Here is a 21472-nt window from a genome sequence, read left to right on the forward strand (position 1 = left end):
TCAGCATGACTTCGTGACCTCCTGGCGCAAGTTTGCTGCGGTCGGTGTCGCGGCCGCAGCCACAGCGATAATGCAGAACGCGGCACTTCCGACCGCTCACGCTGTGGGCTGCCCCGACGCCGAGGTGATCTTCGCCCGCGGCACCACCGAGGACCCGGGTCCCGGCCCCACGGGTGCCGACTTCATCGACGCGCTGCGCGCGAAGGTTCCCGGCAAGACCGTCGGCACGTACGCGGTGGACTACCCGGCCACCCTCGACTTCGCCACTGCCGTCACCGGCATCTCCGACGCGCGGTCCCGCATCCTGAGCACCGCCGCCAGCTGCCCGGACACCAAGATGGTGCTCGGCGGGTTCTCCCAGGGCGCCGCGGTGATGGGCTTCGTCACCGCCAGCACCATCCCGGATGGGGTGGACCCCGCTACGGTGCCTGCACCGATGCCGGCCGACATCTCGAATCACGTTGCCGCAGTGACGTTGTTCGGCAAGCCGTCGCCCCGCTTCATGCGGGCCATCAGCGACCCCACCGTCACCGTGGGCCCGCAGTATCTCGCCAAGACCGTGGACCTGTGCGTCGACAACGACGTGGTGTGTGACCCGGCGGGCCGCAGTTTCTCCGCCCACAACACCTACTTCGATGCCGGAATGGTCGATCAGGCAGCCACATTCGCGGCCAACGCCCTGCAGACCGGCTGGGCCGCCGCCGCGCCCGCAACACCGGCCGCGCCGACGGCACCGACCACCCCGGCGCCGATCCCCGTCACGGCGCATCTGGGCAACACCCCGCTGGGCCCACCACCGGGACCCGTCGTCGCCGCTCCGCACGCCCCTGGGCTCGCCCCCGGTCCCACCGCGCCCAGCACTCCCGTCATGTAACAGCGCTGCGCGTCAGCCATCATTGATGGCATGGAGTCGACGCGCGTGGATCGGTGGCTGTGGGCGGTCCGGCTGACCAAGACCCGCCCGGACGCCGCCGAAGCCTGCCGTGCGGGTCATGTGCGCGTCAACGACAGAACGGCCAAACCGGCAACCACCGTCGTTCCGGGCGACACGGTCCGCGCCCGGATCAACGACACCACCCGCATCGTCGAAGTCGCTCGGGTCATCCAGAAGCGGGTCGGCGCCGCCGATGCCGTGACGTGCTACCTCGACCGGACACCTCCCCCACCACCGGCGGTCGCCGCACCGGTCGCGGTCCGTGATCGCGGTGCCGGCCGCCCGACGAAACGGGACCGGCGCGTCCTGGAGAAGTGGCGCGCGGGGCAACCCTAGGTGGTCACGCCGCCCGGGTATGGCTGGTGGGCCGGCCGTCGATGCCGGCGGCCAGCGGTAGCACCGCCGCTTTGCGACGGATCTCCCAGCGGTGCAATGCCACTCGGCATGGTTCCTCGACCAGTGCGTAACTCACCACGGCCATCGCCATGCCGAAGAACAAGGTCAGCGCGAGCACCACGAGGAAGCCCCCCGAGGACGACTGCCGGTTCAGCAACGGGAACACCATGCTCAGTGCCGCCAGATGCCAGATGAACAGCCCGTAGGACCATTCCCCCAGCCGCACCATCACCGGGCTGCCCAGCACCGCGTGTGGGGCGGATCGCCTGCCCAGCACCAACGGCGCCAGCAACGCCGCCGCGATGACGGCGCCCATCGCCGTCCGGAGCACGAACTGCTCGATGCTGGCATGCACCCCCACCTCGGGAATCGCCATCGGCGTCGCGGACAGCACGTAGGCGGTAAACGCGATGCCGATCATCAGTGCCGGACGGCGCGCGAGCCGGTGGGCGCGGCCCTCGGGACGGCAGGTCCACTCCGCGAGCAGCATCCCGACGGCGAACCACGAGGCGTACGCCGGCGCCCAGTTCAGCGGATTGGCGTCATACGGCGCGGGGATGGGCAGGTAGCCCCAGCCGAGGCTGGCCACCGCCACCGCGGCGATCACCGGGACGCGGGCCCGGACGGGGAGCTTGGCCGCCCCCAACGCCAGCAGTGGCAGCGCGAGATAGAACGTCACCTCGACCGACAGGCTCCACATCTGTGTCAGGCCGGCGACGAGTGTCTGCGGTATGTAGACCTGCGTGAGGGTCAGGTTGGCCAGCCACACAGCGCGGTCCGCGAAGTGCACATCGGGTAGCACCAGCAGGATGACGACGACCGCGAGCAGATACGCGGGCATGATGCGGACCAGCCGCGACCGGAGGTACGGGCCGGCAGCGGGCGACGGCCGCAACCCGCGGGCCGCGGCGGCGTGCCCGCGCCAGAGCAGGAATCCCGACAGTGCGAAGAAGACAGCCACGGCGAGGTCGAGGCGGATCAGCAGATGCCCGATCGGCCCGTGGAACTGCCCGGTCTGGACTGCCACATGGGTGACCACCACCGCGATGGCCGCGGCGGCACGCAAGCCTTGCAGAGCCGGCAGGAACGGCTGCGTCCCGACGGCGGGCTCCGGAAGCGAATCCCCCACGAGCATCAGTGTGCCCGACGGGCGCTACCCTCGGTATGCGGCGATCTGGATCAGGTTTCCGCAGGTGTCGTCGAACACCGCCGTCGTGACGGCGCCCATGTCCGTAGGCGGCTGGATGAAGCGCACCCCGAGCCCGGCCAGCCGCGCGTACTCGGCTTCCACGTCGTCCACCGCAAAAGACGTGAATGGGATGCCGTCGGCCACCAGGGCCCGCTTGAACGGACCGGCCGCCGGATGCTCATCGGGTTCGAGAACGATCTCGGTGCCGTCGGGGTCTTCCGCCGAGACGACGGTGATCCAGCGATGCACGCCCATCGGCACGTCGTGCTTCGGCACGAATCCCAGCACCTCGGTGTAGAACCGCAGGGCCTTGTCCTGGTCGTCGACAAGCACGCTGGTCAGGTTGATCCGCACGCGAATTCCTCTCGGATGACGGCGATGAAGGTGTCGACGTCGGCTTCGGTGGTGTCCCATGCCGCCATCCACCGCACTTCGCCGCGCGCCCGATCCCAGTCATAGAACCGCACCCGTTCCCGGATCCGGTCGGCTGTGGTCGTGGGCAGCGTGGCGAACACCGCGTTCGCCGCGGTGTCCTGGGTGAAGGCCAGACCGGTCAGGGAGCCGTCGGCGATGCCGGATGCGAGGGCGGTCCGCAGCCTGGCCGCCATGGCGTTGGCGTGCCGCGCGCTGCGGATACCCAGGTCGTCGTCGAACAACGCCAACAGTTGCGCCGCGGCGAAGCGCATCTTGCTGGACAGCTGCATTGTCAGCTTGCGCAGATACACCAGCCCGGCGGCGCGCGCCGGGTCCAGCACCACCACGGCCTCGGCACCCAGCAGGCCGTTCTTCGTCCCGCCCAGGCTGAGGATGTCGACACCCGCGTCGGTGGTGAATTCGCGCAGCGGCACATCGAGCGCGGCCCCCGCGTTCCACAGCCGGGAGCCGTCCATGTGCACCGCCATCCCGCGGTCGTGGGCGAAGTCGGCGATGGCCCCCACCTCGTCCACGGTGTACACCGTGCCCCTCTCGGTGGCCTGGGTGATGCTCACCGCCAGCGGCTGCGCGCGGTGTTCATCCCCCCAGCCCCACGCCTCGCGGGCGGCCAGCGCGGGGGTGAGCTTGCCGTCCGGCGCCGGCACCGTGAGCAGTTTGATGCCGGTCATCCGTTCGGGGGCACCGGCCTCGTCGGTGTTGATATGCGCGGTCGACGCCGTGATCACCGCACCCCAGCGCGGCAGCACACTGGTCAGCGCGACCACATTGGCGCCGGTGCCGTTGAACACCGGGAACACCTCGGCTTGCGCCCCGAACTGGTCCCGGACCACATCCTGTAGGCGCGCGGTGTACACGTCACCGCCGTAGGCGACCTGGTGGCCCCCATTGGCGGCGGCGATCGCCCCGAGCGCCTCGGGGTGCACCCCCGCGTAGTTGTCGCTGGCGAATCCGCGCCATTCCGGATCGTGCAGTCGGGTTACCGGCACACCCGTTACGGCGTCGGAGGCGCGGGCGGGACGTTCGGCGGTGCGCCCGGATCGGTGACCCAGGCGGGCGGATTGGGATCGGTGAGCGCGACATATCCCGGCGGCAGCGGCGGTCCGCCACCCGGCGCACCGGCCGGCGCCTGCGACACGGGCAGAGCGGGCGTCGACGAATTCGGGTCGGTCAGCGAGGTGTAGCCGGGCGGCAACTTGGGTGCGGGACCCGCTCCGGGAGGCGCACCGTTCGTGGCGGCGACCTCATCCGGTGCCATCGTCAATTCCTCCACGGGGTTCCCGCTGTGGAAGGTGTGCCAGATGTCGCGGAGATAGCCCAGCTGGCCCGGCGTCTGACTCTGTCCCCCGTACTGCTGATTGGCGACCTCGGGTACCGGCGGGGCACCGGCCGGTGGCAGCGGCTGCGCACCGGTGGGTTCGTTGGCGACGAGCACGGGCTGGCCGGGGGCCGGCGCGGCGGGCGCACCGGGCGTGGGCACGGGCAGCAGCGGATCGGGTTCGGCGGCGGCCTGCCCGGCGCCGGCGAGCGCGCCGCCGAGGATGAGTCCGCCGACGACAGCTGCCTTCGCCGACTGGGAGATCCGGTCAAACATGGGCACTGGTTGTCCTCTCCTAGACACGTGCGCGCAATCTTCCCCGCCCGGCCGCGTCCGCGTCAACGCGAACACACAGGCGTGATCGGCAACCCGCCGGCCGAAGACAGGTACGGCAGTACCTATAACGACTGCCTCACCTGGACCGACACTGGGTCAACGGTGCCGAAGGAGGAGTGATGACCGGGTGCAAGCTCCTGGCTGCGGTGGCCGGTGTGCTCGGGTTGGCCGCCTGGCCTGTGCCGGCGCCGGTCTCGGCCAACCCCGCCACGCCGATGGCGGTGATCGAGGCGGCCGCGGCGCAACTGTGCGGGGCAATCGACCTCGATCCGACCGAGTCCGGTGTGCGGGCGGGCATGCAGGGCCTGTACAAGCGTGGACTCGACGACCTCGACGGCGCTCTGGTCCTGCTGACCGCGGTGCACCACGTCTGCCCGGCACACGCACACCTGGTCGCCACGAGCCTGTCGCAGGATCCGGCGGGCCGGGCACTCGCCCGACACTGGTGACGCCTCAGTTCTGGCGGGGCAACAACTCCCGGGCGAAGCCGTCCAGGAAGTCGTCGTGATGCCAGGCGTCGAGCGGGCGGACGACGAATTTCGTCAGTCCCGCGGCGATGTATTCATCGAGGCGGCGGTGTAGCGCCGACCAGTCCGGCGCGACCAGGTCGGCCGGGTCGAGGTCGGGGCGTCGTGCCCTGATGGCGGCCGCCACCGCGTCGGGGAGTTCGCCGTCGCCGACGGCGAGGTTGATTCCGTAGTGGTCGGGCTCGATGGCCCGGCCGGCCTGCTCGGCGGCGTCGGCGATGGCCACCCGCGCCCGGCCCGCCTCCTGCGGTGTCAAGAAGCTGCCCAGCCAGCCGTCGGCCAGGGTGCCGATCCGGCGATAGGCGGCCGGGGATGAACCCCCCACCCAGATATCGAGCGGCACAGCCGGTTTCGGATCTATCACCGCATTGCGGACCTGGTGGAACTCACCGGCGAACGTCACGTCGTCCTGTCGGAGCACGGTTCGCAACAGGATCAACGCCTCGTCGAACACCGCGGCACGGCGACCGTCGGGCACCGGGAACAGATCCCGCTCGGCCGGCAACGCCGAGCGCAGACCGAACACCGGCAGCACCCGCTTGGGGGCCAGCGCCGCCAGCGAGGCGAGCTCCTTGGCGACCAGCACCGGATGGCGGCCCGGCAGCACGGCCACCGAGGTGCCGACCTTGAGCCGCTGCGTGCGCGCCAGCGCGAAGGTCATGCCCACAACCGGGTCGACGGCGCGTGAATACACCAGCTCGGAGAACCAGAGCGAGTCGATGCCCACGCCCTCAAGGTGGTCGACGACCGCCGGTAACTGCTCGGGGCCGACATCGGCGCCCAATCCCACTCCGAAGCGAATCTTCATAGCCGGCTCAACGCGGCGCGCGCGGGTTTTGTGCCGGGTGCCAGTTATGCGCACGCCCCCAACAAAATGTTTAACGACTCCAGATTGGAGTCAATAGTGGTGATGTGGCTTCGAAGGCGGATTACGCGGACCAACTCCGCGCCGCCCGACTCCGCGTGACCCAACCGCGCATCACAGTTCTGGCCGAGGTTCGCAGCCATCCGCATGCGGACACCGAGACCATCTTCCTGGCGGTGCGCGAGGTGTTGCCCGAAGTGTCCCGCCAAACGGTCTACGACGTGCTGAATGCCCTGACGTCGGTGGGCCTGCTGCGCCGCATCCAGCCGTTGGGCTCGGTGGCCCGCTATGAGACGCGGGTCGGCGACAATCATCACCACGTGGTGTGCCGCAACTGCGGCACCATCGCCGACATCGACTGTGCCGTCGGCGCGGCACCGTGCCTGACTCCCTCCGACCTGGACGGCGCCTTCGAGGGTTTCGTCCTGGACGAGGCGGAAGTCATCTACTGGGGCACCTGCCCCCGATGTTCGGCCCCAATTTCCCGATCGCAACCGTGATCACAGCCCCATCACCAACCGGAAGGAAATGTTGTGTCATCCGAGACCACCACGCATGGCAGCGAGAGCGAGAACCCGGCCATCCCCTCGCCGACACCCAAGTCACACGGCCCGCTGAGCAACCAGGACTGGTGGCCCGAGCAGATCGACGTGTCGCGGCTGCACCCGCACGCACCCGCCTCCAACCCTCTCGGCGAAACATTCGACTACGCAGCAGAATTCGCCAAGCTAGACGTCGACGCCCTGAAAACCGACCTGCTCTCGGTCATCACCACCTCGCAGGACTGGTGGCCCGCAGACTACGGCAGCTACGCCGGCCTGTTCATCCGGCTGAGCTGGCACGCCGCCGGTACCTACCGCACCTTCGACGGACGCGGCGGCGGCGGGCAGGGGCTGCAGCGCTTCGCCCCCCTGAACAGCTGGCCCGACAACGCCAACCTGGACAAGGCCCGCCGGCTCCTGTGGCCGGTGAAGCAGAAGTACGGCAACAAGATCTCCTGGGCCGACCTGCTGGTGCTGGCAGGCAACGTCGCGCTGGAGTCGGCCGGGTTCACCACCTTCGGTTTCGGTTTCGGCCGGCCGGACGTGTGGGAGCCCGAAGAGGTGCTCTTCGGTGAGGAGGACACCTGGCTGGGTACCGACAAGCGCTACTCCGGCGAGCGGGAACTCGCCGAGGGCTACGGTGCGACCACCATGGGCCTCATCTATGTCAATCCCGAAGGCCCCGAAGGCAAGCCGGACCCGCTGGCCGCCGCACACGACATCCGCGAGACGTTCGGCCGGATGGCGATGAACGACGAGGAGACTGCGGCCCTGATCGTGGGCGGTCACACGCTGGGCAAGACCCACGGCGCGAGTGCCGATGCTGTCGGCCCCGAGCCCGAGGGCGCACCGATCGAGCAGCAGGGCCTGGGCTGGAAGTGCCCGTTCGGTGCGGGTAACGCCGGCGACACCATCACCAGCGGCCTGGAGGTGGTGTGGACGCCTACGCCCACCAAATGGAGCAACTCGTTCCTGGAGATCCTTTACGGCTACGAGTGGGAGCTGACCAAGAGCCCGGCCGGCGCCTGGCAGTTCCAGGCCAAAGATGCCGAGGCGATCATCCCCGATCCGTTCGGCGGACCGAACCGGTTGCCGTCGCTGCTCGTCACCGACGTCTCGCTGCGAGTCGACCCGGTGTACGGGCAGATCACCCGGCGCTGGCTGGATCATCCCGAAGAGCTCAACGAGGCGTTCGCCAAGGCCTGGTACAAACTGCTGCACCGCGACCTCGGCCCGATCACCCGCTACCTGGGCCCGTGGGTGGCCGAACCGCAGTTGTGGCAGGACCCGGTCCCCGCTGCCGAGGGTGCGCTCATCGGCGACGCCGACGCGGCGACCTTGAAGGCCAAGATCCTGGACGCCGGGATCTCGGTGCCGCAGTTGGTGAAGACGGCGTGGGCTTCGGCCGCGAGCTTCCGTCGCACCGACAAGCGTGGCGGGGCCAACGGCGCCCGCCTGCGTCTGGAGCCGCAGAAGAGCTGGGAGGCCAACGAGCCGGCGGAGCTCGACAAGGTGCTGCCGGTCCTGGAAAATATCCAGCAGGACTTCAACGCCGCCGGGGGCACGAAAGTGTCGCTGGCCGACGTCATCGTGCTCGCCGGCAATGCCGCGATCGAGAAGGCCGCCAAAGACGCCGGGGTTTCGGTCACGGTGCCGTTCACCGCGGGCCGCACCGACGCCACGCAGGAGAACACCGACGTGGAGTCGTTCGCCGTGCTGGAACCGCGCGCCGACGGTTTCCGTAACTACGTGCGGTCCGGCGAGAAGACGCCGCTGGAGCAGCTCCTCCTGGAGCGGGCGTATCTGCTGGGTGTGACCGGCCCCGAGTTGACGGTGCTCGTCGGTGGCCTGCGGGCGCTGGGTGCCAACCACGGTGGCAGCAAGCACGGTGTGTTCACCGACCGGCCCGGGACGTTGACGAACGACTTCTTCGTCAACCTGCTGGACATCGGCACCGAATGGAAGCCGGCAGAGTCGCAGGAGAACGTGTACGAGGGTCGCGACCGCGCCTCCGGCGAACTGAAGTGGACCGCGACAGCGAATGACCTTGTGTTCGGCTCACATTCGGTGTTGCGCGCGGTATCCGAGGTGTACGCCCAGGCCGACGGCGCCGAACGGTTCGTCAACGACTTCGTCGCCGCGTGGGTGAAGGTGACCGACAGCGACCGGTTCGACGTCACGAAGTAGCGAGATTTGTGCACGTTTAMCGGCGGAAGTCGCCGGTAAACGTGCACAAATCACTGAGGTAGGCGGGCTCCCGTGACCGCGTCGAATAGGTGCTCCCGGCCCGGTCGCACGTCGACGCGCACCGACACACCCGGTGCGGGCAAGGTCGGCCAATACGCCACCGCCGATGCCTCGACGACCGCAGTGAGCCGGTGTCCCCCAGCCTTCACCATCACCACGTAACGCGGACCCAGCAGCTCGACCAACTCGACGCGCGCGGCGCCGCCCGGGTCCGGTGTCACGATGAGATCCTCGGGCCGCACACCGAAGATCACCGGGCCGTCGACATCCCGAACCAGCGGCCACGCGACACCGTCGGCGGTGAAGACGCCGCCCCCAACCGCACCGTCTATGAGGTTGGTGCTGGGTGAACCGATGAAGTCGGCGACGAAGGTGTTCGCCGGCGTGCGGTAGAGCGCCTCGGGTGTTCCTTGTTGGGCGATCCGGCCGGCGTCGAGGACCACCAACTGATCCGCGATCGTCATCGCCTCTTCCTGATCGTGGGTCACATACAGCGACGTGATACCGAGATCCTGCTGCAGTCGCCGGATCTCGGAGCGCAGCTCGACGCGCAGCTTGGCATCCAGGTTGCTCAGCGGCTCATCGAACAGGAACACCGATGGGGTGCGCACCAGCGCCCGGGCGATCGCCACCCGCTGCTGCTGGCCACCGGACAGCTGACGAGGCTTGCGCGACAACAGATCCTCGATGCCGACGCGGGCGGCCGCGGTGCGGGCCTGTTTCGCCGCGTCGTCCTTGCCGACGCCCGCATTGCGCAGCGGGAAGGCGATATTGCCTGCCACGGTCAGATGTGGGTACAAGGCGTAGTTCTGGAACACCATGGCCACATCACGGTCGCGGGGCGCGGCGCGGGTGACGTCGCGACCGTCGATGCGCACGGTTCCACTGTCGGCCGACTCGAGCCCGGCCGCGATGCGCAGGGTGGTGGACTTTCCGCAGCCGGACGGGCCGACCAGCACGGTCAGCGACCCGTCCGCCAGCACCAGATCGAGTCCGTCGACGACCGCTGTGCCCCCGTAGGTCTTGGTGATGCCGCTCAATTCGACGGTCGTCATTTCGTGGCACCGGCGGTGAGACCGCCGACCAGGAACCGTTGCGCGGCGAGCGCCAACACATAGACGGGCAGGATTCCGAGCAGACCGGCCGCGGCCTGTTGACCGAACTGGACGTTGCGATCCCCTTGGAACAGCGACAAACCGACGGTCAACGTCTGGCTCTCTTTCGTGACAGCGAGATATACGGCGAACAGAAAGTCGTTGTAGCTCAAGAAGAAAACCACCAGCAACGCAGCGACGATCCCCGGCCACAGCAACGGCAGGACCGCCTTGCGGAAGGCGCCCGCCACGCTGAGACCGTCGATCACGGCCGCCTCGTCGATCTCGACGGGGATCCGGCGTACGAACCCGTCGAGCAACCAGGCGGCGACGGGCACGTTGGCCACGCCGTTGACGATCACGAGCCCGAGCACGTGGTTTGTCAACCCGAAATCACGCAGCAGGAAGAACAGCGGGATGATCGCCACCACCGGTGGCGCGCAGTAGGCGGCCAGCAGCGCAGTCAGCAGCCTTTCACCGCGCACCCTCCGTGCGGTGAAATATGCTGCGGGCGTAGCGATCACGACTGCCAGCGCGGCAGCGCCCGCAGCCGAGATCCACGAGTTCTGCAACATCGAGCCCAACGGTATGGTGTCGAACACCGAGATGAAGTTGTCCCACGTCCACTCCCGGGGGAGCAAGCTGGAGTTCAGCACGTCACCGGGCGGGCGCAACGACAATGAGACGAGGTAGCCGATCGGCAGCAGCGCGAGTGCGACGGCCACGACGAGGCCGGCCCACACCATCCAGCGGGCTCTCATGACTGGTCGGCTTCGACCGAGCGAGCCCGCAGCGTGGTGAGCACCGTGGCCACGGCCCCGACGACAAACGCGAACACCAGTGTTTGCGCGGCAGCGGTACCCATGTCGAAGCTGCCGCGTAAGCCGGTCTGATAGATGACGTAGGGAGTCAGTGTGGTGGCAAACCCTGGCCCACCGGAGGTGATCACGACGATCAGATCGAACACCTTGTACCCGATCACCAACTCCAGCACCAGTACCGCCAGCGCGGTCGGTGCGATCGCAGGCCACGTCACCGTCGTGAAAGTGCGCCACGGTCCGGCACCGTCGATGCGCGCCGACTCCACCAGTTCCTGACGCACCACACCGAGGGCTGCGAACAGAATCAGGACGGCAAACGGGGTCCACTGCCAGACCTGGATCACCAGTAGCACCACGAAAGCGCCAGTGCCCGAACCCAATGGGTTGAATCCACCCAGCCCTACCGCGGCGAACACATCGGCCAAGCCGCCACCGACCGGCGCGAGCAACAGTTTCCAGGACACCCCGATCAACACCGGTGCCGTCACCAATGGCAGCAGCAACAAGACGCCGACGGCGCCGAACCTTGTCCCACGGGTGCGCAACAGCAGCGCCAGCGCCAGACCGAGCCCGGTGGTCAGCACCGACGAGGCAACGGCGAACAGCGTGGATCGCCAGAGCGAAGGGGTGAAAGCCGGTGCAGCGAAGGCACTTCGGATGTTGTCCAGACCACTGAACACCCGCAGTGGATGTGCCAAGGACGAGTCGGTGAGTGCCAGCCCCACGAGGTACACCGTCGGGTAGACCAGGAACAAGACCAGTCCGGCGATGGCCGGCGCCGCCAGCCAGAGCGGGACCCGTCGCGTCATGTCGCGGCGTTCTCCCAGCTCTTCTGGGCGTTTTCCAGGGATTGTTCGACGGTCTGGGTGCCTGCGATGGCGAGCGCCAGCTGGTCGACCAGGTCCTGTAGCAGCTTGGGTGCGCCTTTCTCTTTGGGCCATACCAACGGATTGCCGTTCAGTCCTTCGCGAATGGGCTCGACCGCCTTGGTGACCACCTTGGCGTAACCGTCGGAGTCGAGCACCTCGCCGCGCACCGGGTCGATACCGGCGCCGGCGGTCGAGGACACTTTCAGGTTCTGTGGTGTCGCAGTGGCCCAGTTCAGGAATGCCGCCGCCGCGTCCTGATGCTTCGACGCGGTCGAGATGCCGAGCCCGAACCCTGCGTCCAGCGCAGCCCGCGGGGTGGTGTTCGCACCACCCACCGGCAGCGACACCGCCCCCCACCGGCCGGCGATCTTCGACGCCGACGGATCCTCGGCGCGCAGCGCCATATCCGTCCAGGTGTCCAGCAGAGCGCCCTGGCCGGTGAGGAAGGCCGTGTTGGCCTGATCGAAACCGACCTGTAACGGCGTGGGGAGCGCGACCGGGGCGACGTCGACCAGATGCTTGAGCGCTGCTACCGAGGCGTCCGAGGTCAGCGTGGGCTTGCCACTGTTGTCGACGAGTTCGCCGCCGTACCCGGTCAATCGGTTGATATAGGAGCAGCCCAGGATCATCGGGACCTGCTGGCCGGAGACGATGGCACCGTAGGCCGCGCCGCGGGAGTCCTTGGTGATCTTGGCGGCGACGGTGTCATAGTCGTCCCAGGTGCGGGGCGGCTCAAGCTTGTGCCGCTCCAGCAACTCCGCGTTGTAGAACAGGATGTGGACATCGCCGTCGTACGGCAGGCCGTAGCGTTTGCCGTCGAGCAGGGTGTACGGGTCGTAGATGGATTTGAGATAGCCGTCCACCCCGATCGCGGACTTGTTGGCGTCGATCCAGTCCGTCAGATCGACCAGCGCTCCGGCGTCCACCAAGTCGCCCAGACCGAAATAGAAGTAGTCAAATACATCGAATTCGCCTGTGCCGCTTTGCACATCGAGGATCTGCTTGCTGGTGAGCTGATCATAGGGCGCCGCCGTCACATCAATCGTGCCACCGGTTTCCTGCTTCCAGGCCGGGGCCAGCACGTCACGGAAGGAGGTCACATGGGGTTGGTTGACCAGCAGTTTGAGAGTGATCCCTTCGAACTTGCCCGACACTGCCGTGTTGGACGCCAGGGCATTCCCGCCGCTCGAGGATCCACATGCAGTCAGCGCTGGGCTGAGCAAGGCCGCTCCCCCAGCCAGTCCTAACAGATGCAGAGCACGGCGGCGCGAAAAGGCGGAAGACATCACGTCGTGCGACAGTACGAAGCGGACCGGCGTCCGCACGAGACAAAAACTCAGGACGATCTTGAACGGACGTCCGCGATACGCCGCTACGCTGCCTTCCATGACGGACACGATCGATGCACACCGACGGCCCCTGGGGTTCGCGGTGCTGGGTGGGCCCACCACCGTCGTCGACATCGCCGGCCTACGCATCGTCATCGACCCGACGTTCGATCCGGCCGGCGAGCACGGCTACCTCACCAAGACCGCCGGTCCCGCCGTGCACGCAGCACAACTGGGCCCCGTGGATGTGGTGCTGGTCAGCCATGACGAGCATCCCGACAACTTCGACACCGCCGGACGTGCGTTCGCCCACACCGTGCCCCTTGTGCTGACCCACCCGAGAGCGGCGCATCGGTTGGGGCCGCCGGCGCATGGACTGGAACCCTGGGAGACGATCGAACTGCCGGGCGGCACCGGCCACGCCGTCGTCGTGCAGGCGGTTCCCGCCGTGCACGGACCGACCGACGGCGCGCGCAACGAGTCCGGGCATGTCAACTGTGAGGTAACGGGGTTCGTGTTGTCGGGCGCCGGGATTCCCACCGTCTATCTCAGTGGCGACAACGCCTCACTGGGCGCCGTCCGTGCCATCAGGGACAGGGTCGGCCCGGTAGATGTGGCCGTTCTGTTCGCCGGTGCGGCCCGGGTGAGGACCAAGGAGCGCAATCGCCCGCTGACACTCACCGGCCAGCGCGCCGCGGCCGCTGCGGAGGTGCTGGGCGCCGGACTCGTCGTTCCCGCCCATCTGGACAGCTGGGCGCATTTCAGCGAGGGGCTCGACGAGTTCGTCACGGCGTTCGACGAAGCAGGCCTGACCCACCTGGTCGCCGATGTCCCGCACGGGCAGTGGATCGTGCCGGATTCAGCGGCTGTGTGAGTCGAAGAACTGCCACGACGCCTCGGAGGCGTCGAACCCGTGGCTGGCCAGTCCGACCGCTTGCGCGGACAGCACCTCGGGGGCTCCGGGCCAGGTGTGCCCACCGGCATTGACGCGCATGAACAAGACCTCACCGCCGGGAGCGCACGGCGCGTAGTCGATCCGGTCGGTTTGCGTGCCGTCACCGCTGGGGGCCAGCGGCGCCTGCGCGGGCGTATCGGCACACCCGTTGAGTTGACGCCACCGCTGCACCATTGCGGGGGCGGACACGATGTCGCTGACGCCGCCGCGGCCGGTCATCGGGCCGCCGTCGAAGGGCACGATCGGGTCGGCGGTCCCGTAGGTCGCCATGACAGCGACGGGCCGCGACGGTGCGCAACCCACATTCGAGCCGAGCGTGCCGGCCACCGGCGCGATGGCGGCGAACAGGTCGGCGCGGTCGCAGGCCAACCGGTTCGCCATGAACGCACCGGCCGACAGTCCGGTGACGAACACACGGCCAGGACTGATGCCGTGGTCGGCCACCAACTTCGACACCAGCGCCGTGATGAAGCCGACGTCGTCGACGCCTTGACGGTCTGGTACGGAGGCGCCGCGCCCGTCGGCCCAGCTCAGATCGATGCCATCGGGATACACGACGGCGAAACCGTGGGCATCGGCCACGGCGTTGTAGTGCGTGAGCGCGGCCTGTTCACGGCCCGTCACCCCGGCGGCATGCAGATTCACCACCAGCGCGGACGGTTGGGCCGTCCCTGCCGGTAGATGCAACTCATACGTCCGGGCCAGGCCGCCGAAGTCGATCGCCGCTGCGCGGAGCGGAACGGCCCCTGCGGTGGCCGCGCCTGCGGTGCCCAGGAGGCAGGTCAGCGCGGCAAATATCGAGCCGGCTTTCGTCAGGACGCTAAACATCCGCGCACCGTAGAGCGGCCAGGCGAACATCTGCCGAACGGCAGGTGACGGGGGTCAGCCACAGCGAGAGCACAGAGGACTCCGGCCGGGCGCTCAGAATGGGCGACACCAATCCTGTCTACCAAAATTCGCCGCACCGACGTCGGGCCCTCGGCCAAGATCGCAGGGTGACACTTCCCGCCCTGACCGTTCCGGCTCTGCTGGAGCACCGCGCCCGCCAAACCGGGGCGCACACCTACGTTGCCACCCCCACCGGCAGGCTGACCTACGCCGAGGCCGACGAGCGGTCGGCGGAACTGGCATGCCGGCTGCTCGCCGCGGGGGTCGGCAAGGGCAGTCGGGTCGGGTTGTTCTTCCCCAACGGTGTGGAGTGGGTCCTCTGGTGGCTGGCGCTGTCCCGGATCGGGGCTCTGGTGATCCCGATGAGCACCCTCTACACCCCCGCAGAGATCGCGAAAGTGTTGCGGCTGGCCGATATCGGGCTCCTGGTGGCGCCGGCCAACGTGCTGGGCATCGACGTGGCCGAACGCTTCGAGGCGGCGCTGCCGGGGCTGGCGGACCAATCGGCCCCAGCGCTGGCGCTACCCGCGACGCCCTACCTGCGCCGCATCCTGCTGACCGAGGACACCGACCGGGCCTGGGCCGGCGCCTGCGACGCTTCGCCGGCCGTGCCCGTCGATGTGCTCACCGCCGCGCAGGCCGAGGTCTCCCCCGCCGACCTGGCGATCATGGTGCACACCTCGGGCTCCACCGCCGATCCCAAAGGCGTACTGCACACCCACGGCACGCTGGTGCGCCAAACCTCGACGTGGCCGGCCGCGATCCGTGCGGTCACCGGGTCCGACGGCCCCGCCCGGATCCTGTGTGCCATGCCGTTCTTCTGGGTCGGCGGACTGCTCGCCGCCATGGGCGCGCTGCACGAACAGATCACCCTGCTGGTCATGCCCCGGCTCGACGCCGCGACGGCCCTCGATCTGATCGAGGCCGAACGGGCCACCGGGATCGTCGGCTGGCCGGCTTTCACCCAGCGTCTGCGCGAGCATCCGTCCTTCGGCGCCCGTGATCTGTCCAGCGTGCCGATGCTGCGCGACGGTCCGCTGGATATCGCGATGACCGATGTACCCGACGGTTTCCCGGTGCACCGCACCATGTCCGAGACCGCCGGGGGTTTCGTGTACACCGACATCGCGATCGTCGACGACGCGGGCCGCCCGGTTGCCGACGGAACGGTCGGTGAACTACTGGTGCGCGGCCTCGGCGTGATGTCGGGATACAACAAGCGTGAGCGTGCCGAGGTTTTCGATGCCGACGGTTGGTACCACACCGGCGACAAGGTGTACCGCAACACGGGTGACCCGCGGCTGTTCTATGTCGGGCGCACCACCGACCTGATCAAGGCGGGCGGGGCCAACGTGTCCCCGCTCGAGGTCGAGGCGGCCATCGCCGGGCTGGCCGGCGTCGCGCAGTGTGTGGTGGTCGGCCTCGACCACCCCGAGCGAGGCGAGGAGGTGTGCGCCGTGATCGTGCCTGCCGATCCGGGCATCGATGTCGCCGCGGTGGACGCGTATGCCCGCGCGCAGCTGTCCTCCTACAAGGTGCCGACGCGCTGGGTGGTGACCGGCTCCGAGCGGATACCCACCCTGGCGAGTGGCAAATTCGACCGAAAGACGTTGCGCTCCATGATCATCGACGGCTCACTGAGCTGACCCGTCGAGCAGGTCCCGGAAGCGCGACGCCGGACACACCTGCGCACCGGCCACCCTGACCCGTTCGGTGAGCGCCCCGTCGGAGGTGACGACGGTGATCTCGCCGGGTCGAGGGTCGGCGTGCAGCAGCCGGATGATCTCGTCGTCGGCCGAATTCGCTGCGGCAGCCGGCGCGTGGGCGATCTCGATCGACACCGACCTGATCGGCGGCAAGGGCGGCCGTTCCAGCACGACGGTGACCCGCCGCCCGTCGCGGGCCCAGTCCTCGAGCTTTCCGACCAGCGCCATGATGGCGCCGGGACGGTCCCTCCACCAGCCGTCCGGGCGTGATCCGATGACGTTCATCGCGTCGACGATCCAGCGCACGGCCACGACGTTAGTAGAGTCCGGATATGGACTCCGTGGAGCAGCGGCTGCATGACCTCAAGCTGCTGCGCCGGGTCCGGGACCGGATGGACCGTGAGTATGCCCAGCCGCTGAACGTCGAGGCGCTGGCCCGGGGCGTGAACATGTCGGCGGGCCACCTGTCCCGACAGTTCAAGCTTGCGTTCGGTGAAGCGCCCTACTCGTATCTGATGACCCGGCGTATCGAACGCGCGATGGCGCTGCTGCGCCGCGGCGACCTGACGGTCACCGAGGTCTGTTTCGCGGTCGGCTGCTCGTCGCTGGGCACGTTCAGCACGCGGTTCACCGAACTGGTCGGCGTGCCACCGAGCGTCTACCGCGACCAGACGGCGGCGGTCGACGAAGGCCTCCCGTCGTGCATGGAGAAGAACGTGACCAAACCGATCAGGAATCGAGAAGCCCCGGCCGTCGGCCTGCACCTAGCGTGACTCCCATGGCGAACACCGATATCACCATCCTCAACACCTTCCTTCCGCACGAGGATCCCGAGCAGTCGCTGGCGTTCTACCGCGACATCCTGGGGTTCGAGGTCCGTCTCGACGTCGGCGGCGGCATGATGCGCTGGATCACCGTCGGCCCGCCGAATCAGCCGGGCACCTCGATCGTGCTGCACCCGCCGAGTGCCGACCCGGGTGCCACCGACGAGGAACGGCGCACCATCGCGGAGATGATGGCCAAGGGCACCTACGCGATCATCGTGTTGGCGACCGCCGATCTGGATGCGACCTTCGAGCGACTGCAGGCCACCGACGCCGACATCGTCCAAGAACCGACCGAGCAGCCCTACGGGGTGCGTGACTGCGCCGTCCGTGACCCGGCGGGAACCATGGTCCGGATCCAGGAACTGCGCTGATGGCCGAGGCCGACAGCCACGACCGGATCCGGGTCACCGGTGCGCGGGAGAACAATCTCAAAGACGTCAGCATCGAACTGCCCAAGCGTCGCCTGACGGTGTTCACCGGGGTCTCCGGCTCGGGCAAGAGCTCACTGGTGTTCGACACCATCGCGGCCGAATCGCAGCGGCTGATCAACGAGACCTACAGCGCGTTCGTCCAGGGGTTCATGCCCACGCTGGCCCGTCCGGACGTCGACGTGTTGGAGGGGCTGACCACCGCGATCATCGTCGACCAACAGCGCCTGGGCGCCGATCCCCGCTCGACGGTGGGCACCGCCACAGACACCGGCGCGATGTTGCGCATCCTGTTCAGCCGGCTGGGCACCCCGCATGTCGGTTCGCCGCAGGCATTTTCGTTCAACGTGGCCTCCATCAGCGGCGCCGGCGCGGTGAAGATGGAACGCGGCGGAAAGACCGTCAAGGAGCGCCGCGAGTTCAGCGTCACCGGCGGGATGTGCCCGCGTTGTGAGGGCCGCGGCGCGGTCAACGACATCGCCCTGAGCGCGCTGTACGACGACAGCTTGTCCCTCAACGACGGCGCGCTGAGCATCCCCGGCTACAGCATGGACGGCTGGTACGGCCGGATCTTCCGGGGGTGCGGCTTCTTCGACCCGGACAAGCCGATCCGCAAGTTCACCAAGAAGGAACTCGACGCGCTGCTACACAAGGAGGCCACCAAGATTCAGGTCGACGGGATCAACCTGACCTACGCCGGCCTGATCCCGACCATCCAGAAGTCCTTCCTGTCCAAGGACATCGACGCGATGCAGCCGCACATCCGGGCATTCGTCGAGCGCGCGGTCACCTTCACCGTGTGCCCGGACTGCGACGGCACCCGACTCTCGGAGCTGGCCCGCTCATCGAAGATCAAGGGCCACAACATCGCCGAGGTCAGTGCGATGCAGATCAGCGATCTCGCCGAATGGGTCTCCGGGGTCAAGGACCGATCCGTGGCGCCGCTGCTGACCGCGCTGCGCCACACCCTGGACTCGTTCGTCGAGATCGGCCTCGGATACCTATCCCTGGACCGACCGGCGGGCACCCTGTCGGGTGGAGAAGCTCAGCGGGTCAAGATGATTCGTCAGCTTGGCTCGTCGCTGACCGATGTCACCTATGTATTCGACGAGCCCACCGTGGGCCTGCACCCACACGACATCGCCCGGATGAACGACCTGCTGCTGCGGCTGCGCGACAAGGGCAACACCGTTCTGGTGGTCGAGCACAAGCCGGAGGCGATCGCGATCGCCGACCACGTCGTCGACCTCGGCCCGGGGGCGGGTGCCGGCGGCGGCGAGGTGGTGTTCGAGGGCACCGTCGCCCGGCTCCGCAAGAGCGGCACCTTGACCGGACGGCACCTCGACGACCGCGCCGCATTGAAGGACGACGTACGCGAATCCACCGGGAGCCTGGAGATCCGCGGAGCCGACACCCACAATCTGGCCGACGTGGACGTCGACATCCCGCTCGGCGTGCTGGTGGTGCTTACCGGTGTCGCCGGGTCGGGGAAGAGCTCGCTGATCCACGGTTCGGTGGCAGGCCGCGACGGTGTGGTGGCCGTCGACCAGTCCCCGATCCGCGGTTCCCGGCGCAGCAATCCGGCGACGTACACGGGCCTGCTGGAGCCGATCCGCAAGGCCTTCGCGAAGGCCAACAACGTGAAACCGGCTCTGTTCAGCGCCAATTCCGACGGTGCCTGCCCGACGTGCAAGGGCGCCGGGGTGATCTACACCGACCTGGCGATCATGGCCGGGGTGGCCACCACGTGCGAGGAGTGCGAGGGCAGGCGGTTCGATTCGTCGGTGCTGGAGTACACGTTCGGGGGCCGCAACATCAGCGAGGTGCTCACCATGCCGGTGACCGAGGCGCTGGAGTTCTTCGGTACCGATGATGCGAGCGTTCCTGCGGCGCAGAAAATCCTGGAACGCCTCTCCGATGTCGGACTGGGTTACGTGACGCTGGGCCAGCCGCTGACCACGCTGTCCGGCGGGGAGCGCCAACGGTTGAAGCTGGCCGGCCACCTCAGTGAAAAGGCCGACGTGTACGTGCTGGACGAACCGACGTCGGGTCTGCACCTGGCCGATGTCGAACAGTTGTTGGCCCTGCTGGACCGGATCGTCGATTCGGGGAGGTCCGTCATCGTCGTCGAACATCACCAGGCGGTGATGGCCCACGCGGACTGGATCATCGACCTCGGGCCCGGTGCGGGCCATGACGGCGGGCGGGTGGTGTTCGAGGGAACACCGCGGGCATTGGCCGACAAGCCGGGCACGCTCACCGGCGAGCATCTGGCGGCCTACGTCGGCGGCTGACCGCATTGCCGAACTTGACACCTGTCAAGTATTGTGGACGGATGCTCGCACAGGATGTCCTGACCATCGTGCCCACCACCACCGCCGAGGCACTCGAGGTGTTCGACGCCGCCCCCGCCGTCGAGCCGGAGTTCATGCTCGGCACCTGGCGGGGCGCCGAGTTGCCCACCGGGCATCCGCTGGACGGCCTGCTGGCCGCCAGCGGCTGGTGGGGCAAGCAGTTCCTGGGCGCCGAAAAGGTGCATCCGCTGCTGTTCCCCACCGCCGACGGCAACGCACTGTGGGCGATGAACCCGCTGCTGGCGTTCGGCGGCCTCGGACCGGCGACCAAAGTGCCCGGCGTCAAGAACCTTTCGTTCAAACGGCCCATCGCCACGCTGCGGCCCGTGCTGCGAACGTCTGCCCCGAAGGCCCGGCTGCGCACCACCCGCTATCGCGAGACCGACACCGCGACCATGATCTACGACCAGTTGCCGATCAACGACGTGTTCCGCAAGCTGTCCGAGGACGAGGTGATCGGGGCGATGGACCTGCGCGGTATCCCCCGGCCCTACTTCTTCCTGCTGCGCCGCGACGCGTCGCTGCCCGTTCTGTCGTGACCTGTGGAGCCGCACCCGCACTCATTGCGGCTGCCGCTCCACAAATCGCGGATCATCGGACCGCGACGACGAAGTAGCCGCGCGGCACCCCGGGCACATCCATCGGGACCACCGGTGTGAACCAGCGGCCCCATTCATTGCCCGGCACCGCGATGTCGGTGACGACGGCCGCCCAGTCGTGCCGCTCGGCGAGCTCGCCGGGGGCATCCGAGCCGAACAGCCACGGCGAACCTTGCGCCGCCATCGATTCCAGCAAACCGGCCATCACCGGTGAGTCCAGCAGGGTCTGCCCCACCACGTCGTAAAGCAGCACCGACCCGGGCGCCGACAACGCGTCGACCCGGGCGAACAGGGCCCGGACCTCGGGTTCATCGAGGTACTGCAGCAGCCCTTCGATCAACCACACCGACGGCACCGCAGGGTCGAATCCCGACCGGGTCAGGGCGGACGGCCAGTCCTCGGCCAGGTCCACCCCCACCGCCACCCTGCGGCTGCGCGGGACGTCGTCGGCCAGCAGGCCGTTCTTCGCCTCGATCACCGCGGGCTGATCCAGCTCATACACGGTGACGCCGTCGTCCCAGTCCAGCCGGTACGCGCGCGAATCCATCCCGGCCGCCAGGATGACGACCTGGTGCACCGTGGCGGTGGCATGGAGGAGCGCCTCGTCCCAGAACCGGGTCCGCACCACGATCTGGACGGTCGACTGCTCACCAGATGCCGCGATCGCCGCGTCCAGATGCCGCATCCCGGCCTCGCCCGCCAGCTTCTCGGCGAACGGATCGGTGAAAAGCCCGTCCGCACGCAGCGATTCCCGGGCCCGGATGGCCGCTACCAGTAGTCCGGTGCCGGCGACCGCTTCTCGTGTCTTGTGCATGGC

23 protein-coding genes are annotated in these 21472 nt (G+C 68.2%); 11 read left to right on the forward strand and 12 right to left on the reverse strand.

The genetic code is table 11. The features are described 5' to 3' along the window. The first annotated feature begins 13 nt into the window (after positions 1–13). Positions 14–874: a cutinase family protein gene (locus AC1DY7_RS20315; RefSeq protein WP_477495500.1), complete on the forward strand. Its 861-nt coding sequence runs from the start codon at positions 14–16 to the stop codon at positions 872–874. Positions 875–904: 30 nt separating this feature from the next. Then, the gene (locus tag AC1DY7_RS20320; RefSeq protein ID WP_477495501.1) at positions 905–1270 is read left to right on the forward strand and encodes an RNA-binding S4 domain-containing protein; all 366 of its coding nucleotides are present in this window, start codon (positions 905–907) and stop codon (positions 1268–1270) included. A gap of 4 nt (positions 1271–1274) precedes the next feature. Here AC1DY7_RS20320 and AC1DY7_RS20325 read toward each other — a convergent pair whose 3' ends face one another. The 4 genes from AC1DY7_RS20325 to AC1DY7_RS20340 are packed head-to-tail and all read right to left on the reverse strand — an operon-like array spanning position 1275 to position 4545. Continuing rightward, complete coding sequence (locus AC1DY7_RS20325; RefSeq protein ID WP_477495502.1) at positions 1275–2459, reverse strand: acyltransferase family protein; 1185 nt, start codon at positions 2457–2459, stop codon at positions 1275–1277. A gap of 24 nt (positions 2460–2483) precedes the next feature. Further along, the gene (locus AC1DY7_RS20330) at positions 2484–2873 is read right to left on the reverse strand and encodes a VOC family protein (RefSeq protein ID WP_477495503.1); all 390 of its coding nucleotides are present in this window, start codon (positions 2871–2873) and stop codon (positions 2484–2486) included. Next, the gene (locus AC1DY7_RS20335; RefSeq protein WP_477495504.1) at positions 2858–3940 is read right to left on the reverse strand and encodes a threonine aldolase family protein; all 1083 of its coding nucleotides are present in this window, start codon (positions 3938–3940) and stop codon (positions 2858–2860) included. The genes AC1DY7_RS20330 and AC1DY7_RS20335 overlap by 16 nt, the downstream gene beginning before the upstream one ends. A gap of 5 nt (positions 3941–3945) precedes the next feature. Next, entirely contained in the window at positions 3946–4545 is a 600-nt protein-coding gene (locus AC1DY7_RS20340) for a hypothetical protein (RefSeq protein ID WP_477495505.1), read from the reverse strand. Positions 4546–4724: 179 nt separating this feature from the next. On the opposite strand from AC1DY7_RS20340, the gene AC1DY7_RS20345 reads away from it, so the two are divergent. Next, positions 4725–5054 carry a hypothetical protein gene (locus AC1DY7_RS20345; protein ID WP_477495506.1) on the forward strand — a complete coding sequence of 110 codons (330 nt, stop codon included), beginning with the start codon at positions 4725–4727 and terminating at the stop codon, positions 5052–5054. Between the two features lie 4 nt (positions 5055–5058). On the opposite strand, the gene AC1DY7_RS20350 is transcribed toward AC1DY7_RS20345, so the two are convergent. Then, positions 5059–5940 (reverse strand): TIGR03854 family LLM class F420-dependent oxidoreductase, encoded by an 882-nt coding sequence (locus AC1DY7_RS20350; protein WP_477495507.1) that lies wholly within the window; start codon positions 5938–5940, stop codon positions 5059–5061. Positions 5941–6044: 104 nt separating this feature from the next. On the opposite strand from AC1DY7_RS20350, the gene AC1DY7_RS20355 reads away from it, so the two are divergent. Then, positions 6045–6497, forward strand: a complete 453-nt coding sequence (locus AC1DY7_RS20355) for a Fur family transcriptional regulator (RefSeq protein WP_477495508.1) — start codon at positions 6045–6047, stop codon at positions 6495–6497. Between the two features lie 33 nt (positions 6498–6530). Continuing rightward, positions 6531–8726, forward strand: a complete 2196-nt coding sequence (gene katG, locus AC1DY7_RS20360; RefSeq protein WP_477495509.1) for a catalase/peroxidase HPI — start codon at positions 6531–6533, stop codon at positions 8724–8726. 50 nt (positions 8727–8776) lie between these two features. On the opposite strand, the gene AC1DY7_RS20365 is transcribed toward katG, so the two are convergent. Genes AC1DY7_RS20365 through AC1DY7_RS20380 form a run of 4 tightly spaced genes read right to left on the reverse strand, consistent with a single transcriptional unit; the run spans position 8777 to position 12670 of the window. Continuing rightward, positions 8777–9841: an ABC transporter ATP-binding protein gene (locus tag AC1DY7_RS20365; RefSeq protein WP_477495510.1), complete on the reverse strand. Its 1065-nt coding sequence runs from the start codon at positions 9839–9841 to the stop codon at positions 8777–8779. Further along, on the reverse strand, positions 9838–10641 hold the full coding sequence (locus AC1DY7_RS20370) for a carbohydrate ABC transporter permease (protein ID WP_477495511.1): 804 nt from the start codon (positions 10639–10641) through the stop codon (positions 9838–9840). The genes AC1DY7_RS20365 and AC1DY7_RS20370 overlap by 4 nt, the downstream gene beginning before the upstream one ends. Continuing rightward, the gene (locus tag AC1DY7_RS20375) at positions 10638–11510 is read right to left on the reverse strand and encodes a carbohydrate ABC transporter permease (RefSeq protein ID WP_477495512.1); all 873 of its coding nucleotides are present in this window, start codon (positions 11508–11510) and stop codon (positions 10638–10640) included. Before AC1DY7_RS20375 ends, AC1DY7_RS20370 begins: the two co-directional genes overlap by 4 nt. Continuing rightward, the gene (locus AC1DY7_RS20380; RefSeq protein WP_477495513.1) at positions 11507–12670 is read right to left on the reverse strand and encodes an ABC transporter substrate-binding protein; all 1164 of its coding nucleotides are present in this window, start codon (positions 12668–12670) and stop codon (positions 11507–11509) included. Before AC1DY7_RS20380 ends, AC1DY7_RS20375 begins: the two co-directional genes overlap by 4 nt. A gap of 298 nt (positions 12671–12968) precedes the next feature. On the opposite strand from AC1DY7_RS20380, the gene AC1DY7_RS20385 reads away from it, so the two are divergent. Beyond that, positions 12969–13772, forward strand: coding sequence for an MBL fold metallo-hydrolase (locus tag AC1DY7_RS20385; RefSeq protein WP_477495560.1), 804 nt, complete (start codon positions 12969–12971; stop codon positions 13770–13772). Here AC1DY7_RS20385 and AC1DY7_RS20390 read toward each other — a convergent pair. Further along, a complete protein-coding gene (locus tag AC1DY7_RS20390; protein WP_477495514.1) occupies positions 13758–14681 on the reverse strand; it encodes an extracellular catalytic domain type 1 short-chain-length polyhydroxyalkanoate depolymerase in 924 nt (307 codons plus the stop codon). The genes AC1DY7_RS20385 and AC1DY7_RS20390 overlap by 15 nt on opposite strands. Positions 14682–14848: 167 nt before the next feature. Between AC1DY7_RS20390 and AC1DY7_RS20395 the strand changes: the two genes are divergently transcribed. Continuing rightward, complete coding sequence (locus tag AC1DY7_RS20395) at positions 14849–16387, forward strand: class I adenylate-forming enzyme family protein (RefSeq protein ID WP_477495515.1); 1539 nt, start codon at positions 14849–14851, stop codon at positions 16385–16387. Here AC1DY7_RS20395 and AC1DY7_RS20400 read toward each other — a convergent pair. Next, positions 16376–16753 carry a PIN domain-containing protein gene (locus tag AC1DY7_RS20400; RefSeq protein WP_477495516.1) on the reverse strand — a complete coding sequence of 126 codons (378 nt, stop codon included), beginning with the start codon at positions 16751–16753 and terminating at the stop codon, positions 16376–16378. The two genes, AC1DY7_RS20395 and AC1DY7_RS20400, sit on opposite strands and share 12 nt — an antisense overlap. Before the next feature lie 26 nt (positions 16754–16779). Here AC1DY7_RS20400 and AC1DY7_RS20405 point away from each other — a divergent pair, with 26 nt between their 5' ends. Genes AC1DY7_RS20405 through AC1DY7_RS20420 form a run of 4 tightly spaced genes read left to right on the forward strand, consistent with a single transcriptional unit; the run spans position 16780 to position 20595 of the window. Next, positions 16780–17220, forward strand: coding sequence for a helix-turn-helix transcriptional regulator (locus AC1DY7_RS20405; protein ID WP_477495517.1), 441 nt, complete (start codon positions 16780–16782; stop codon positions 17218–17220). A 5-nt stretch (positions 17221–17225) separates the two neighbouring features. Then, positions 17226–17645, forward strand: a complete 420-nt coding sequence (locus AC1DY7_RS20410) for a VOC family protein (protein ID WP_477495518.1) — start codon at positions 17226–17228, stop codon at positions 17643–17645. Further along, positions 17645–19996 (forward strand): ATP-binding cassette domain-containing protein, encoded by a 2352-nt coding sequence (locus tag AC1DY7_RS20415; RefSeq protein WP_477495519.1) that lies wholly within the window; start codon positions 17645–17647, stop codon positions 19994–19996. Before AC1DY7_RS20410 ends, AC1DY7_RS20415 begins: the two co-directional genes overlap by 1 nt. 41 nt (positions 19997–20037) lie before the next feature. Beyond that, positions 20038–20595: a DUF4334 domain-containing protein gene (locus AC1DY7_RS20420; RefSeq protein WP_477495520.1), complete on the forward strand. Its 558-nt coding sequence runs from the start codon at positions 20038–20040 to the stop codon at positions 20593–20595. A gap of 52 nt (positions 20596–20647) precedes the next feature. Here AC1DY7_RS20420 and AC1DY7_RS20425 read toward each other — a convergent pair whose 3' ends face one another. Beyond that, positions 20648–21469, reverse strand: a complete 822-nt coding sequence (locus AC1DY7_RS20425) for an SAM-dependent methyltransferase (RefSeq protein WP_477495521.1) — start codon at positions 21467–21469, stop codon at positions 20648–20650. Positions 21470–21472 lie beyond the last annotated feature (3 nt).

It is taken from the genome of Mycobacterium sp. P2_H7, from assembly GCF_056403275.1.

Excerpts from the sequence above, each read along its gene's own strand:
- AC1DY7_RS20320 (WP_477495501.1), top strand. The coding sequence starts at position 905 with ATGGAGTCGACGCGCGTGGATCGGTGGCTGTGGGCGGTCCGGCTGACC.
- AC1DY7_RS20340 (WP_477495505.1), bottom strand. The coding sequence starts at position 4,545 with ATGTTTGACCGGATCTCCCAGTCGGCGAAGGCAGCTGTCGTCGGCGGA.
- AC1DY7_RS20345 (WP_477495506.1), top strand. The coding sequence starts at position 4,725 with ATGACCGGGTGCAAGCTCCTGGCTGCGGTGGCCGGTGTGCTCGGGTTG.
- AC1DY7_RS20350 (WP_477495507.1), bottom strand. The coding sequence starts at position 5,940 with ATGAAGATTCGCTTCGGAGTGGGATTGGGCGCCGATGTCGGCCCCGAG.
- AC1DY7_RS20365 (WP_477495510.1), bottom strand. The coding sequence starts at position 9,841 with ATGACGACCGTCGAATTGAGCGGCATCACCAAGACCTACGGGGGCACA.
- AC1DY7_RS20370 (WP_477495511.1), bottom strand. The coding sequence starts at position 10,641 with ATGAGAGCCCGCTGGATGGTGTGGGCCGGCCTCGTCGTGGCCGTCGCA.
- AC1DY7_RS20375 (WP_477495512.1), bottom strand. The coding sequence starts at position 11,510 with ATGACGCGACGGGTCCCGCTCTGGCTGGCGGCGCCGGCCATCGCCGGA.
- AC1DY7_RS20390 (WP_477495514.1), bottom strand. The coding sequence starts at position 14,681 with ATGTTTAGCGTCCTGACGAAAGCCGGCTCGATATTTGCCGCGCTGACC.
- AC1DY7_RS20405 (WP_477495517.1), top strand. The coding sequence starts at position 16,780 with ATGGACTCCGTGGAGCAGCGGCTGCATGACCTCAAGCTGCTGCGCCGG.
- AC1DY7_RS20410 (WP_477495518.1), top strand. The coding sequence starts at position 17,226 with ATGGCGAACACCGATATCACCATCCTCAACACCTTCCTTCCGCACGAG.
- AC1DY7_RS20415 (WP_477495519.1), top strand. The coding sequence starts at position 17,645 with ATGGCCGAGGCCGACAGCCACGACCGGATCCGGGTCACCGGTGCGCGG.
- AC1DY7_RS20420 (WP_477495520.1), top strand. The coding sequence starts at position 20,038 with ATGCTCGCACAGGATGTCCTGACCATCGTGCCCACCACCACCGCCGAG.
- AC1DY7_RS20425 (WP_477495521.1), bottom strand. The coding sequence starts at position 21,469 with ATGCACAAGACACGAGAAGCGGTCGCCGGCACCGGACTACTGGTAGCG.